We start from the raw sequence: 14563 nt of genomic DNA on the forward strand, positions 1-14563 counted from the left end.
GCTGTGTGCTCCATGAAGAATGAAAGAATCAAGGGACAGATCATTGGGGTGCCTCAAGGCGCCGGGGTCACCTGCACCACGGGAATCAATTGCGGATCGGCCGCGGTCGCCTTGCCGCGCTTCTTGCGCTTGTTGATCAGCGGCGGGCATTTGTTTTCGTTGTGGTAAGTCATCTGGCAATCGAGGCAGTAATGGCATTCGTTGGCATTGATCCGGCCATCGGGATGAATCGCCTGGATCTCGCATTCCTTGGCGCACAGCTGGCAAGGGTTGCCACATTCCTTGCGCCGCTTTAGCCAGTCGAACAGGCGCAACCGGGTCGGCACCGCCAGGGCCGCGCCCAATGGGCAGACGTAGCGGCAATAGACTTTGCGGGTAAACAGATTGATCACCAGCAGGCCCACCGCGTACGCGACGAACCACCACTGGCGGTCGAACCTGAGGGTGATGGCGGTCTTGAAGGGTTCCACTTCGGCCAGCCGTTCAGCGGTGGCCATCGACTCCAGCGAGACACCGAACAGCACCAGCAAAATGATGTATTTGATCGCCCACAGTCGCTCGTGAACGGCGAATGGCAGCTCGTATTGCGGCACCTTGAACTTGCGCGCCAGCTCGTTGATCAGCTCCTGCAGCGCGCCGAACGGACACAACCAGCCGCAGAACACCCCGCGTCCCCAGAGCAGAATGCTGCCAGCGGTGAACACCCAGAGGATGAAAATCAGCGGGTCAGTGAGGAACAGTTCCCAGCGAAAGCCTTCGAACAGTGCGTGGACGAAGGTCAGTACATTGACCACCGACAGCTGCGCCAGCCCATAGCCCCCGAGAAACACCACGGTGAACACCAGGTAGCCCCGGCGCACCCAATGCAGCAGTTGCGGACGCCGGGCCAGCGCATCCTGGAGGAACAGGATGGTAGTGAGCACCAGCAGGGCCACGCCCAGCACCGTGATCTCGACACCTTTCTGATACCAGAGCGTCAGCCACAGCGGCCGGTTGGCTTCTTCGGCCGCAGCCAGTTGTTCGGCCGTGGGCAATGGCCGTTCCAGGTACGGTTCCGGCAATTGATAGGCCAACTCGAAGCTGCTGAAGAGGCCACTGACCGGTCCGGTCTGGCGGCGCACCAGCAACTCCAGGCTCCAGGGGGAACCCGGGTCGAAATGGTGTGCGGCGCGGACGATGAAGATCGCCATTTCGTCGAACTCGGGCATGTCCTCGGCGGCCACGTCATCCAGGCGCTGGAAGTCCATGTCACGGAAGCTGATAGCATCGCCGAACTGGCGCAGCAGCACCCGATCGAAAATGCCGCCACGGACATACCCCGAGCCCTTGAAGGAATAACGCCCGCTGCCCATCACGGCAATGGCCTGCTCGCCCGGCTTGAGTTCGCTCATCAACGTGCGGTATTGGCTGTCACCGAGCAGGTTGCGGCCAATGGTGGGCGGGTTCAGGTGAGTGACGTACAAGTCGATGAAGGTGTCGTCTGTCTGCTCGGCGCTGGCGACCTCGACCTGCTCGGCAGCGGTCCCTTTGAAAGAGGCGTCTACTTGGCCGCGCGTCAGATGCAAGCGGCGCACGGCGCCATTGCCGGTCAGCGTCTTCCAGTCGGCAGGTTCGTAGAGGTCCTCACGCACGCGGGCCGGTGCCACGGCCAACCCCGCATTGCCCTTGACCAGGCCCAGGGACACCGCAACGTCGTGGGCGGCGCGCATGATGACTTCGTTGACCACCATCGCCGTCACGGTCGCGCCAGCAATCGCATCCACCGTCACCGCATTCGTGTCACTGGAATGCCCGACCACCACCCGCTGACTGACGTTGATCCCGCTGTAGCGGGCGCTGAAATCATGGAGTTTTTGCTCCGGGATGCCGACCAGCAAAATCGGCTCATGGTGTTCCAGCACGTAGGCGTCGAGGATCACACCGGCCGGATCGAGGATCACCTGGAGATTGATCGGCTTGCCTGAGTAAGCGGGAATGTCCACCACGTCCAGGCTTTGGAACACATAACCCAGGACCTTGCCCGCCGCGGACAGCTTGCGCACCTTGAAGGCGCCTTCGGGTTCGGAGATCGAATCGGTCTGGCTCAGGACATGGTGGATACGCTGTTGCTGAATCTCACCATAGTCCTTGGCCTGGGCCAGGCCCACGAACAAAAGCAGGAGAACGAACAGCACGGGGAGCCAGGAGCGGGACGGGTGCAGCATCACAAAGGGAGGGGTCATGGACGCCAGGGCTTAAGGACAGGATCTTGGCGATCATGGTAGAGCCCGCCACCCTGCCCGGCCCTTGATTGAAATCAACTTGAGGACATGTACTCCTCCGCCCCAGCCAAAACCGGTGGCCAGGCTTTTCTCATCTCTTGGGCCTGGATTAATTTGCGTTCACACAGCGCAGGGAACTCTTTGTAACGGTGGAACCACTCATCGATTCGACAATGTGTTTGAAGGATAAAGGGCTTCGTCATCCACTCCAGTTTTCCAGTACGCCAAGTCATTCACGTGCCTCGCCGAACGTTACGAAGATAATTGCTGCCCTACCTGATAATTGCATTGCACCGACGCAATAAATTGCCAACTTCGACTGTTATAACAAAGACTTAACATGACTAAGGGCTTATGGATGAGAATTTTGATTGTCGGTGGCGGAATCGCCGGTTTTTCCATGGCCAGGGCGCTTGAGCTCAAAGGCTACCAGGCAGATTTGGTTGAACGCCGCCCTGACGAAACCTCTGGTGACTCAGGACTGTTTCTGCCGGGAAACGCTGGCCGTGCGCTCAAGCAACTGGGCCTGCTCGACCGTGTTCAAAGTGCCGCCGCCGTCATCCGCACCCAAAGCATCCTCGACAAAAACGGCAGGCAATTATCTGTGACACAGACCCAAGACGTGTGGGGATCATGTGGGCCCTGCCTCTCACTTCCTCGCGCTGGATTGCACGGCATTCTGCGTCAATCCTTGTCTCGGACTCAGCTACGTTTTGAATTGGCGGTAGAAGCAATCGAGCAATCAGCCACGACATGCCAGGTGAACTTTTCCGATGGCTCATCCGCCACTTATGACATTGTCATCGGTGCTGACGGTATTGGTTCATCGGTACGCAGCATGCTGTTCCCGGCGATCAATCCGACCTACGTCGGCAATGTCAGCTGGCGTTTCATAACGCGTAACACCACAGCAATTGATAGCTGGACGGCGATGCTGGGTCATCGCAAAGCTTTGCTCGCAATTCCGGTAAACGCCAATGACATCTATGTATACGCCGATACCGCGCTCGCCTTCCAGGACATTCAGAGCACAACTGCGCAAGCATCGCTGCCAGCACTGTTCAACGATTTTTCCGGTCCTATTTTGCCGCTCATTACGCAGATACCTGCCAGCACTCTGGTGCATTTCAGCAAAATAGAACAAGTCGTCATGGACGATTGGGTAAAGGGACGTGTTGTGCTCATTGGCGATGCGGCTCACGCAGCCTCACCGAGTATGGCGCAGAACGCGGGCATGGCGCTTGAGGATGCGCTGGTATTGGCAGAGTCGATAGCCGCAGCAGAGAGCCCAGATGGCGCGCTCGCGACTTACACCGCCAGACGCAGACACCGCGTTGAATGGACGCAAAAGCAATGCGCAGCCCGGGATAAAATGCGGGCGTGGCCGACTCCGATGCGCAACGCCGTCCTCAAGGTGTTCGGTAACAGATTGTATGCACGGAGTTACTCGCCTTTGGCGGCGCCCCTTTGACTGAAGATTCGGGGCAACGAATGGCTGCTCGACATGGGAACCCGCAGAGAGCCTGGAACCACTCATTGGATTTGATACTAAGGTGGTGATCACAATGGGTGGTAACTGTATTTCCCGCGTGCGCAACAATCACATGGACGCCACCACGGTAGATCCATCACCGCCCGAGCCGGCTACCGGCCCCGCGGCTCATCCACACGATGCGCAAGATACCGCAAGAGACTCATCCTTAACTCGACCGCATGCCCCTGCGAACCATCCACGTGCGTCACTCTTGACGGGCATTCAGTTTGAACATTCATCTGCAGGCCACTCACTTCGGCCCAGCCCTTTGAGCAATGTTCCGCCAGAAATGCTTCTTGAGGTGGCCAGTCATTTGCCTGCGCAAGACAAGGCTGCGCTCGCCAGCACAGCGCGCGCTTATCACCAGACCTTACCCACCGCCGGCCGGGAGCATAAACAATTGCAGGAATTGTTCCGCCAGTTCAATGCTGGTCGTGGACGCGCTACCCCCAGGCAATAGACGATGCCTTTAGGTTATTAGCCTCACCCCTCCACCCTGCAGATCATGAAAAACTGAGTCGCCGCCTGACAGCCTATTTGCAACGCCAACTTTCAGAATTAAGCACCGGCACTCGAGACGTTGAGCACTTGAAAAAAACGATCGAGCAGTCTCTATCATTAATTGATACTTCACCCCGTCAAAGCATGAGGCTCGCGAGCGCAATTTCGCCGTTATTGAATCTCACACGTGCGCCGGCCTTGGCCGCTACAGGCTTAGCCGCATCAAGCAAGTTGCGCGATGTCGTCACGTCGGCCCAGCCGATGAGAATGACGACAACAACAAAAGACCAGATGGCCTGGACCTTGAGGAATATGAATCTACATGGGTTGCAACACCTACCCGAGCAAGAGCTAGGCGCCGCGCTCGAGCAACATGTAAACGCAATGGAAAACTTGTATGCAACGAACTACACACCCTCGTTGCCTATGTTCAACCCGCTATCTTCCGCGACCCGAGAAGTTTCCTTTGCGCCTGCCCCACAGCAAGCTGGGCTTAAGGCCAGACTGGATCAGCTTCAACGCTGGGCCAGATAGACAGATCGGCGCGCATAAAGGGCATCTGAGGCTAAAAATACAGGGTGATGCCGATCATCCTGGCGCCTTACATTTAGCCAGGTATTTACAGCGTTAAAAATGCCCCGCCATTTTGCTGCGACACAAAAAAACGCTTGGCATAAATGCCAAGCGCATACTCATAGCCCTCACTGCTGCCTATCGACATCATCCGAGACGCGTGAATCAGACAGGATTCTCCGTCGCACCGCCCCCCTCTCGGAGTCTACGATGCTCCAGCGCGCGGTCCGTTATTTCTCTCGCCGTAGTGACAGCGTCTCGCGCCAGCGCCTTGCCGGCCTCGAGAGTTGCATCAGCAACTTCCTGCGCTTTGGCGGGAACGTCCTCTTGCAATACTTTTACAGCCGCATCGCTGAGGGGCTCGGTTGCAATACCGGCCACCCCATAAGCACCAAAAGTAAGCGCCGACATGGCGAGGTTAACCGTGTGGTCCACCACAGCGACCTCTCCTGGCCCCAGACCTTTCTGGGTTGCCAGATCTCTCGCCGCACCACGAGCCAGCGATGCCAAAGCGAAGCCGCCGCCCAGTACGCCCGCGTTGGAAACCATACTTGGAAAGGACAACGCGCCACTCAAAGCCGATGCCGTATCGGTAATAACGTCCAGGGGAACCCTGGCCAGACGTTTGGCACCGTTTGCCATCGGGCTCAGTGTTGTACTTTCTTTCAGCGCTTGATATTGGGTCTTCCAGTCGGTACGACCTAAAAGATAGGCGGGCCCGGCACGATGGGCCTGCAAGTCGTTTTTGTTCATAAGATGGGCATAACCTGCGCCGGCAGCCAAACCTCCCGCCGAGGCGATAGCCGTATCAACCGCCGAGGCAGCCTTCGGCCCGACGGTGGCATTCATGAGCCCGGCCACCCCCAAACGCACAGCATTGCGAGCACTGAAGGTCTGCCAGGACAGCGCAGCCTCCCCAGCGTTACTCACCCTGGTTTCCTCCTTTTTGCTGGTCAGGGCTTGCTGCATCACCGGCTCCAAGGTTTCCGGCGGCGGTTTTAGCCAATAAGTGTCGTGCGTGGCTCTCGCCAGCAGACCACCGCCTACTGCATCCATCGCACCGGAAAAAGAGCCCGCCACAAAGCCGGTCAAGGCTGGATTATCGGCAACATGAGCCGTCACCTCGGGCACCTTGTCCAAAATAACCGAGGCCGCCGCAAAGGGTACGGAAGCCACCGCACCTTGTATCGGAGCCGTGACACGATCCATCCGCGCCGCTTTTTCGAGCAACGCCTCGAGCGTCTCCGGCGTCTCTCCCATTTCTTTCAATTCAACGGCGCGATCATGAATCAGGGCATTGATGGCCTCATGGTTCTCAGCCGTCCTGTGGGGTTCGAACAGGTCGTCAAGTTTGTCCTTCAACGCGGCCAGCTCTGGAGAGTTGTCTCCATTAACAGACGATACGTTCCCGGTTCGCTCCAGATGCGTTGATCGCGCATCGTTAACGTGATGGCTCTCTAGTGTGCGCAGTGGCACGGGGGAGCCGGCTCTATTGATATCCATGAGGTGCTACTCCTTACATGCGGGTTTATGTTCTGCACAAACGCGACGTGTCTATCAGCCAGGCAGTTGGCCTCTGCCGCTCGCAATGATCTCGGCGAATTGCAATACGTTGGCCGGATAACCGGGATCCCCTACTCCTCCGGTATCCGCCAAATCGTTGCGATTCACCTTGTCGGGGCCGGAGTTATAGGCGCGCAGTCCTGCGCCGATGTCACCACCGAAAGCACTGGTCTGATCGCGCAAATAGAGGGCCCCCGCCATGATGTTGTCCCGGGGGTTGTTGACGTCGGCATTGCCAAGCAGCGCCGGATTGTCCCTCTTCAATTGAGCGAAGGTGTCGGCGTTGACTTGCATCAAGCCAGCGTCGGTCTTGCCGTTGACATTGGTGCTGCTGGAATTCAGGTTGCCTCTGGACTCCGCCCAGATCTGCCCTGCTATCACGTTGCCTGGAACACCCGTAGCATTGGAGGCATCCACGATATCCTGGCGATACGGCTCCAGTTGCGCGGGCAAGTGCAACTCACCCTGACCGCTCAAGGCCGGACTGCCTGCCACACCACCGGCCTGGGCATTGTTGACTCCACCGCCTGGCGCAGCGGAACCGCCCGGTTGGGCCATCAACGTGTTGTGGGGTTGAGGCCCCGGTTGGGCAATCCCACCTCCCCCGGCCCCTTCCTGTTGATTCATCAAGGAATGGAGCCACTGCATGATGGCCTTCATGATGACTTCCATCAGTTGCATCATCAGGTCGGTTGGTTCGGCATTACTCTTCTGTGCAGACACAGGCCCGTTAGGCACCTCCGAAGGCGGGCCGAAATTGATCGGCCGCTCAGGGCGAGCCGCGAACATATCGCCAGCCACCGCGGGATCTGAACCGGCGTGCCGACTAAACCGCTCGTTGTGGTTTTCAGGCGCAAGGAGCGCGTCGGGGGTGGGGCTACGAATGGGAGAGATAGACAGGCTCAAATTCAATGCTCCAGGTTCGCTGATACAGTGGCGATCGGTTCGAGGGCGTAGTGCTCAGGCAAAGCGGTTTGATGCATGGACTGCGAAACAGGGCCGGTATCGAACAATCGCCTCATCAGTCGAACAAACTGACGTTTGGCTGAAGGCGATTTTTCGATGAGCGCCCTGGTCGTTTCCTGCAACGCCAGCTCAATGCCGGTTGGCCTGAATACAAGCAATGTTCGGCTGCAAGCCAGGTTCGCGTGCACATTCCCGGCGCTTACCGATGACGTCTCGAGTGTCCAGTTCGGAACCCGTGCAATAGCCTGTCCGGCCTTCGAACTGTCATCAGGACCCTGGATGTAAGCGATGCAAATTCGCATACCGGGCACTCCGTGAAGAAGGGATCTAAATAATGCGTGGAGCCAGAGGCGAAAGAGGTTCCCTGTTCTTATCGCCGTGACGCAGGTTCGCTCGGGCTCAGTACTCGCTGGAGACTCGCCGCTTGAGTTGCTCGCGGGCCCGCGACAGGCGCGAACGCACCGTACCAACCGGTATATCCAGCCGAGCGGCGGTCTCCAGGTAATTACCTTCCATTTCCATCGCGACCCGAATCACCTCCTCCATATTCGGCGGCAAGGTTTCCATCGCACGAAAGACTCGCACCAGCTGACGCAAGCCACTGACCTCGGACACAACATCGCGACTGTCGGCCATTTCCAATACGCCGCATTCTTGCAGGTCGTCATGAAACGGCTGGTTGTAGAGGCGCCTGAAATGACTGCGAATGAGGTTGAATGCAATGCCGCAGAGCCAGGTCAGCAGCAGCGAATCGTGCCGGAACTTGTGCTCGTTACGTAGCGCTTCGAGGAAGGTTGCCTGGAGCAGATCCTCCGCATCATCAGGGTTCGCTACCTTTGCCCTGATAAACAACCGCACCTTCTGCACCATCCTGCGGTCGAGCTGACGAAGGAGAGAAGCCGGAGCCGGATACGTGATCGAGTTGATTACACACATGGACAATAACCAATTGGCGGTAAGTCCGGCTGTAAGAGCGATATGCGTGCCAATCGTTTGCGCGATCTAAACCACTGTTATTCATGAAGATTTTTTTAAGATTTTTTCTGTTCGTGCAATCTTTTGCATAAACCGATCGAAGTCATCGCGCATTTATGCACGCCCGCGCGAAAGCTCTGAGTTCAGGAACCCGATGGTGGGTTTGCGCCACTCACTGCGCATGACTCTTTGCATCGATGCCGTCCCATGAAAATCCCCGGTTTCACCCCAGTCGCGATTCATTCGGTCAATCCGGTAAGCGCCCGCCCAGCGCTATCCGCTACGCAGACGGCGTCGTACATCGCAAAAGACCAGGGCACCACGCCACAACAGGTGGCGCGATTCACCTCGGCATTGATCCAGCAAAGCAAAGAGCTCAGCCAGCGTGAGCTGGTCATCGGCGGTACCGTCTTGCAATCAAAGGCGATGAAGCTCGGTGAGCTTTATCAGATGCTGATGGGCAGTAATGACAAAAGGCTGGATGAAGCAGTGCGTACCCTGCGCCAGACCCTGAAACGTCAACGCTCTGATGAGTCGATGCTTGGCCGGGTGCTCGCCTTCGCTGGCGGGGACCCGGCCAAAGCGCACGTCATGCTGCAAGCAGCCATGAAACAAGCGCATCACGAGGGTGCCCGGGATGAGCACCAGGCGCTGTCGGATCACGCCGGCGCACTCAGGCAGCGCCATGGCAACAGAGCCCGCGCGGGTATCAATACGGCCCGGGCCTTTTCCAGATCGGGGCTGGACTCGCAGCGACGCAAGAATCTACGGGAATTGTATTACAACGGCGTCGTAGGCCAGCCCACCATATCCAGCCTCATCGACACACTACTGGGACAAGAGGATGGCGAAGCGCAGTTCGAGCCGACCTTGCGCGACCTGCGTCGTGCCATTGCCGACGACCTTGCCTCAGTCAATCCATCGAGCCCTCGCCAGCAATTACGCACCTTGATGCATGGCGTGAATACCGCCAGGCATGTATCGACTCTGCTTAAAAGCTGCGAACACCTGCTCGGGCGCATGCGTGACAAGAACCCGCAACTGCAGGTGAGCGCACCGACGTTTCTCAAACACCTGCTCGTACTCTCGGGCAAGGGCATGAACCTGCAGGAAACCTTGCAACTCACGCAGTTTATCGGCGGCGCGCAACTCAAGCATCAGTTGTCGTTTCTCAACGGCCTGCGCCCGATGCTCCAACAGCTGCCTATCTTGCTGTGGCAAGACCTCAAGTCCCGGCAGAATGCTTTGGGGAACCTGTTGTTGCTGATGGCCGAACTCACTCAGCAAGAGCAAAACCAGCTCAAGGGGAACACGGCCTGATGAATCTGATTATCGACCTGCTAAACCGTCTGGCACTCGCGGCGATGCGCCGCTCAGAAGTCGTCGGCGCGTTTATCGTGCTGGCTATTGTGTTCATGATGATTACTCCGATACCCACCTGGCTGGTGGACATTCTGATCGCGGTGAACATCTGCATCTCCTGTCTGCTGATCATGTTGGCCATGCAGTTGCCTCGCCCACTCGCCTTCTCGACGTTCCCTTCGGTGCTGCTGATCACAACCATGTTTCGCCTGGCACTGTCGATTGCCACGACCCGGCTGATTCTGCTGGACCAGGACGCCGGGCACATCGTGGAAGCGTTCGGACAATTCGTGGTGGGCGGCAACCTGGCGGTCGGCATGGTGATTTTCATGATTCTGACGGTGGTGAATTTCATGGTCATCACCAAGGGTTCGGAACGGGTGGCCGAAGTAGGCGCACGCTTCACGCTTGACGCCATGCCCGGTAAACAGATGTCGATCGACAGCGACTTACGTGCCAACCTCATCAGCGTCCACGAGGCCAAGCGCAGGCGGTCGGAGCTTGGCAAGGAAAGCCAGCTGTTTGGCGCGATGGACGGAGCAATGAAGTTCGTCAACGGCGACGCAATCGCCAGCCTGATCATCGTCGCGATCAACATGATTGGCGGTATCACCATTGGCGTTATACAACACGGCATGACTGCCGGCGATGCAGTGCAGCTGTATTCGGTGCTGACCATCGGCGACGGCCTCATTGCACAGATCCCCGCGCTGCTGATCTCCGTGACGGCCGGCATGATCATCACTCGCGTGCCGAACGAAGATGCCGCCGGGCCGGCCAATATCGGCCGTGAAATTGCCGAACAGATCACCAGCCAGCCCAAGGCCTGGATCATCGCCTCGGCAGCGATGCTCGGCTTCGCCGCCATGCCCGGGATGCCGACCATGGTGTTCATCACGATCGCCATCATCTGTTGCGGCGGCGGCCTGTTGCAGATCAATCGCGCCAAACCCAAGGGCAATCAAGAGCAAGCTGCCCCGACAACTCCGGAAAATAACGGACAGGAAGACCTGCGAATGTTCCTGCCCAGCCGCCAGTTTGTCCTGCAATTTCATCCCAGCCAGAGTCTTGAGCGGATCGAAGCCCTGGTCAGCGAGATTCGTCAACGGCGCAATCGCCTGGTGGTGAACTTCGGGCTGACGCTGCCCTCGTTCATCATTGAATACCAGGCGCATCTGGAGCCGGATGAATTCCGCTTTACGGTCTATGAGGTTCCTGTACTCAGGGCCACGTTCAGCGAGACCCTGGTAGCTATCGATGGCTCCTCACAGGCCATTGAGAACGACCCGCAATACAGCAAAGGCAGTTCGGAACGGCAGGAAAGCCAATGGATCTGGCTACCGGCCGATGCTGAACACCTGCACAATTGCGACGTGGAAATTATCAGCCCCAGTACGCTGATTATCGAACGCATGGAGCGCGCGCTGCAGATTTGCGGTCCGCAATTCATCGGGCTGCAGGAAACCAAAGCGATCCTCGGTTGGCTGGAAACAGAACAACCGGAACTGGCGCAGGAGCTGCAGCGCGTCATGCCTCTCGCGCGTTTTTCTCAGGTGCTGCAGCGGTTGGCTTCCGAATGCGTGCCCCTGCGCGGCATCCGGGTGATCGCCGAAACCTTGATCGAACATGGGCAACATGAGCGCGATGTCCTGGCCCTCACCGATTATGTACGTATCGCCCTCAAGTCGCTGATCTACAACCAATATTGCAGCCAGGAGGGATTGCTCGTCTGGCTATTCACCCCTGAGAGCGAAGGCATCCTGCGTGACAGCCTGCGTCAGACGCAAACCGAGACGTTCTTTGCCCTGAACAGCGAATCCAGCCTGATGCTGGTTCAACAATTGCGCATGGCTTTCCCGCAACGATCGTCAGAACGCGCGGTGATGTTGGTCGCCCAGGATCTGCGCGCGCCACTACGCACGTTATTGCAGGACGAGTTCCATCACGTGCCGGTGCTCTCCTTTGCCGAGATCACCAATGCCTCCGAGGTGAAGGTCCTCGGCCGTTTCGACCTGGAAAATGAATTCCTGCCCTTGGAAGACGACTATGCGGCTTGATGTCGAGTGCCTTCGCGATGTTTGAACTACGTGTATTGAATGGGCTGCACCAGGGCGCTGCATTGCCGTTGGTCGGTGACCAATGGGTGATCGGCGCCAACGACGACCATGATCTGGCGTTATACGACCCGGGCATCGCCTCGCTCCACTGTCGGTTGAGCAGAACCGAGGAAGGCTGGAACCTGGCGGCCGAACAGATGCCGGTCAACGACGACGAAGGGCGTGCGTCAAACGCTATCACATTGACGCCGAACCAACCGTTCGCCGTCGCAAACGTCTGGCTGTGCCTGGCATCCGCCGAAGAGCCATGGCCTGACGTACCGGCTCTGGCCACGCCTGCGGATGCCAACGGCCAGCCGCCTCAGTCGTCAGCGTCTCCGGCGCGTAAATCGATGCCAGGCGTGCCATCCTTGAAGCTGATATCGGCGGTGGTCGCTGGCGTGGTCGTAGGCCTGGTCGGTGGCGCCTGGGGCCTTAGCCAGTCCGAAGCCCCGCCGAGCGCCGTCAAGGTTACCGCGGCCAAGGCGCGTCAAAGTCCGGCGCAGCCCTCCCCGGCGACTGCTTCCGCCCAATCCTCCGGTAGCACGAGCCTGAAAGATCGGGAACAGATCCGCCGGCTCCTGACCACTCAATTGGCGGAACGCCTGCTCACAGAGGTCACCGTCGAGGAGCTTGACGAAGGATTGGTGCTCAAAGGCAACCTCAAGGAGGAAGCGCTTGAGGTCTATCAGCGAATGCTCAAGAGTTTCATAGAGCGCCACCCCACCACGGTCCCGATGGTCGATCAAGTCGGCATCGTCAGGACCAGCCTGCCGTTCACCCTGGTGCAAATCATCGCCGGCAACAACGCACACCTGGTGACCGCCGACGGCCTGCAGATTTATGTTGGCGATGTGGTGCAGGGCCTGCGTTTGACGCGGATAGATGAGCACAAAATCATCTTCGATGGCGACCAGCATATCGAGGTGAGCTGGTGACCGATGCGCTTGAACAATGGGCTCGACAACAGCGTGCGCGACTGGCCAGTTGTTCGGCCGTGCGAATCAGCGGCAAGGTTTCGGCGGTGAGCGGGATACTGCTGGAGTGCCAGGTGCCTGCGGCCAAGATTGGCGATCTTTGCGAGGTCAGCAAGGCGGACGGCAGCTCAATGCTGGCGGAAATTGTCGGTTTTACCGATCAGTGCACACTGCTCAGTGCCCTTGGCACCCCTGCCGGCATTCAAGTCGGGGCCCGTATCCAACCGCTTGGGATGGCTCACCGCATAGGGGTGGATGATCAGTTGCTCGGAAGCGTGCTCGATGGTTTTGGTCGACCGTTGCTGGGCGACGGCCTCGGCGCTTTTGCCGATGTCCATGATGGCCGCAGCACCACGGCGGTGATTGCCGACGCCCTTCCACCGATGCAAAAACCACGCATCAGCCACCCGCTGCCCACCGGTATTCGCGCCATCGACAGCGCCATCCTGTTGGGCGAAGGGCAGCGTGTCGGATTGTTTGCCGGAGCGGGCTGCGGCAAGACCACGCTGCTGGCGGAGATGGCCAGGAACATGGACTGCGACGTCATCGTTTTCGGCCTGATCGGCGAACGGGGACGGGAGCTGCGCGAGTTCCTCGACCATGAACTGGATGATGAATTACGCCGGCGTTCGGTACTGATCTGCGCCACCTCCGATCGCTCCAGCATGGAGCGTGCGCGCGCCGCTTTCACCGCCACCGCTATCGCGGAAGCCTACCGTCAGCGCGGCATGAAAGTGCTCTTGCTGATTGACTCGCTCACCCGTTTTGCCCGTGCTCAACGGGAAATCGGCATCGCCGCCGGGGAACCGATCGGACGTGGCGGCCTGCCCCCCTCGGTCTACACCCTGCTGCCGCAACTGGTCGAGCGCGCGGGCATGAGCGAGAACGGCTCGATCACCGCTATCTACACCGTGTTGATCGAGGCCGACTCGATGAACGATCCCGTCGCCGACGAAGTCAGGTCGTTGCTCGACGGGCACATCGTGCTGTCGCGCAAGTTGGCCGAGCGTGGACACTATCCGGCCATTGACGTGCCCGCGAGCATCAGCCGGATCCTCGGCAACGTCACCAGCCGCGAGCATGTCCAGGCCAATAATCGCCTGCGCCAGTTGATGGCGGCCTATAAGCAGGTGGAAATGCTTCTGCGCCTGGGTGAATACCAGGCCGGCGCCGACCCGGTCACTGATCTGGCAGTACAACTGAACGACAGCATCAACCGCTTCCTGCGCCAGGACCTGCGCGGGCCGGTAGCGCTTGAAGAAACTCTCGCCCAACTCAATCACATTACCTCGCAGCTGGTGGACTGACCTTGGACGAAGATCTCGATACGGACCCGGAGTGCCAGGCGTTGGAGCGCGTCATCGGCCTGCTCGGCCCTTTGCGCCAGCACCGCCAGGCCAGTGCCGAACGTGCCCGTGCGCGCCTTGCACGAGAGGTGGCGAGGTTGCGCGAGCAACTGCTGGCCAGCGAAAGCTCAATGAACCAGGAGCGTACCAATCAGAAGCGCAAGCGGCGATCGCTAGCCGATACCCACCTGCAAACCACTCTGGAATTGGCTGATATCGACCGCTGGCACGAAAAGGAGCGACGCATGCTTGATCGCCTCGCCCAGATCCGCCAGGACGTCAGCCAGTTGCGCCTGCACATCGAAGTGCAGGAGCAGTCGTTGCAACAAGCACAGCTGGACGTCAAGGCACGGCAACGCGCGGTGGAAAAACTCGCCTGCATGAGCGAGACACTCAGTGAGGAATAAGT

Annotated in this window: 11 protein-coding genes; 6 read left to right on the forward strand and 5 right to left on the reverse strand. The window is 58.7% G+C overall.

Annotation, left to right across the window (positions count from 1 at the left end):
• Nucleotides 1–53 precede the first annotated feature (53 nt).
• On the reverse strand, nucleotides 54–2222 hold the full coding sequence (gene nosR, locus CD58_RS15200; RefSeq protein ID WP_025213853.1) for a transcriptional regulator NosR: 2169 nt from the start codon (nucleotides 2220–2222) through the stop codon (nucleotides 54–56).
• A 379-nt stretch (nucleotides 2223–2601) separates the two neighbouring features.
• On the opposite strand from nosR, the gene CD58_RS15205 reads away from it, so the two are divergent.
• On the forward strand, nucleotides 2602–3732 hold the full coding sequence (locus tag CD58_RS15205; RefSeq protein WP_025213854.1) for an FAD-dependent monooxygenase: 1131 nt from the start codon (nucleotides 2602–2604) through the stop codon (nucleotides 3730–3732).
• 1302 nt (nucleotides 3733–5034) lie between these two features.
• Here the strand turns inward: CD58_RS15205 and CD58_RS15215 are convergent.
• From CD58_RS15215 to CD58_RS15230, 4 genes are all read right to left on the reverse strand, one after another.
• Nucleotides 5035–6372 carry a hypothetical protein gene (locus CD58_RS15215; protein WP_025213856.1) on the reverse strand — a complete coding sequence of 446 codons (1338 nt, stop codon included), beginning with the start codon at nucleotides 6370–6372 and terminating at the stop codon, nucleotides 5035–5037.
• Between the two features lie 54 nt (nucleotides 6373–6426).
• Nucleotides 6427–7338 (reverse strand): lytic transglycosylase domain-containing protein, encoded by a 912-nt coding sequence (locus tag CD58_RS15220; RefSeq protein ID WP_038436644.1) that lies wholly within the window; start codon nucleotides 7336–7338, stop codon nucleotides 6427–6429.
• Nucleotides 7339–7340: 2 nt separating this feature from the next.
• Nucleotides 7341–7700 (reverse strand): hypothetical protein, encoded by a 360-nt coding sequence (locus tag CD58_RS15225; protein WP_025213858.1) that lies wholly within the window; start codon nucleotides 7698–7700, stop codon nucleotides 7341–7343.
• Nucleotides 7701–7797: 97 nt separating this feature from the next.
• Nucleotides 7798–8334 carry an RNA polymerase sigma factor gene (locus tag CD58_RS15230; RefSeq protein ID WP_025213859.1) on the reverse strand — a complete coding sequence of 179 codons (537 nt, stop codon included), beginning with the start codon at nucleotides 8332–8334 and terminating at the stop codon, nucleotides 7798–7800.
• Between the two features lie 246 nt (nucleotides 8335–8580).
• Between CD58_RS15230 and sctW the strand changes: the two genes are divergently transcribed.
• Genes sctW through CD58_RS15255 form a run of 5 tightly spaced genes read left to right on the forward strand, consistent with a single transcriptional unit; the run spans nucleotide 8581 to nucleotide 14561 of the window.
• A complete protein-coding gene (gene sctW / locus CD58_RS15235; protein ID WP_025213860.1) occupies nucleotides 8581–9693 on the forward strand; it encodes a type III secretion system gatekeeper subunit SctW in 1113 nt (370 codons plus the stop codon).
• Nucleotides 9693–11792, forward strand: a complete 2100-nt coding sequence (sctV, locus tag CD58_RS15240) for a type III secretion system export apparatus subunit SctV (protein ID WP_025213861.1) — start codon at nucleotides 9693–9695, stop codon at nucleotides 11790–11792. Before sctW ends, sctV begins: the two co-directional genes overlap by 1 nt.
• A gap of 17 nt (nucleotides 11793–11809) precedes the next feature.
• Nucleotides 11810–12769 carry an FHA domain-containing protein gene (locus CD58_RS15245; protein WP_025213862.1) on the forward strand — a complete coding sequence of 320 codons (960 nt, stop codon included), beginning with the start codon at nucleotides 11810–11812 and terminating at the stop codon, nucleotides 12767–12769.
• The gene (locus tag CD58_RS15250) at nucleotides 12766–14115 is read left to right on the forward strand and encodes a FliI/YscN family ATPase (protein ID WP_025213863.1); all 1350 of its coding nucleotides are present in this window, start codon (nucleotides 12766–12768) and stop codon (nucleotides 14113–14115) included. The genes CD58_RS15245 and CD58_RS15250 overlap by 4 nt, the downstream gene beginning before the upstream one ends.
• 2 nt (nucleotides 14116–14117) lie before the next feature.
• Nucleotides 14118–14561, forward strand: a complete 444-nt coding sequence (locus CD58_RS15255) for a hypothetical protein (protein WP_025213864.1) — start codon at nucleotides 14118–14120, stop codon at nucleotides 14559–14561.
• Nucleotides 14562–14563: the final 2 nt, after the last annotated feature.

The sequence above is a fragment of the Pseudomonas brassicacearum genome (assembly GCF_000585995.1).
In the GTDB taxonomy this organism is placed as follows: domain Bacteria; phylum Pseudomonadota; class Gammaproteobacteria; order Pseudomonadales; family Pseudomonadaceae; genus Aquipseudomonas; species Aquipseudomonas brassicacearum_A.

Coding starts and splice junctions, on each gene's coding strand:
- nosR (WP_025213853.1), bottom strand. CDS start 2,222: ATGACCCCTCCCTTTGTGATGCTGCACCCGTCCCGCTCCTGGCTCCCC.
- CD58_RS15205 (WP_025213854.1), top strand. CDS start 2,602: ATGACTAAGGGCTTATGGATGAGAATTTTGATTGTCGGTGGCGGAATC.
- CD58_RS15215 (WP_025213856.1), bottom strand. CDS start 6,372: ATGGATATCAATAGAGCCGGCTCCCCCGTGCCACTGCGCACACTAGAG.
- CD58_RS15225 (WP_025213858.1), bottom strand. CDS start 7,700: ATGCGAATTTGCATCGCTTACATCCAGGGTCCTGATGACAGTTCGAAG.
- CD58_RS15230 (WP_025213859.1), bottom strand. CDS start 8,334: ATGTGTGTAATCAACTCGATCACGTATCCGGCTCCGGCTTCTCTCCTT.
- sctW (WP_025213860.1), top strand. CDS start 8,581: ATGAAAATCCCCGGTTTCACCCCAGTCGCGATTCATTCGGTCAATCCG.
- sctV (WP_025213861.1), top strand. CDS start 9,693: ATGAATCTGATTATCGACCTGCTAAACCGTCTGGCACTCGCGGCGATG.
- CD58_RS15245 (WP_025213862.1), top strand. CDS start 11,810: ATGTTTGAACTACGTGTATTGAATGGGCTGCACCAGGGCGCTGCATTG.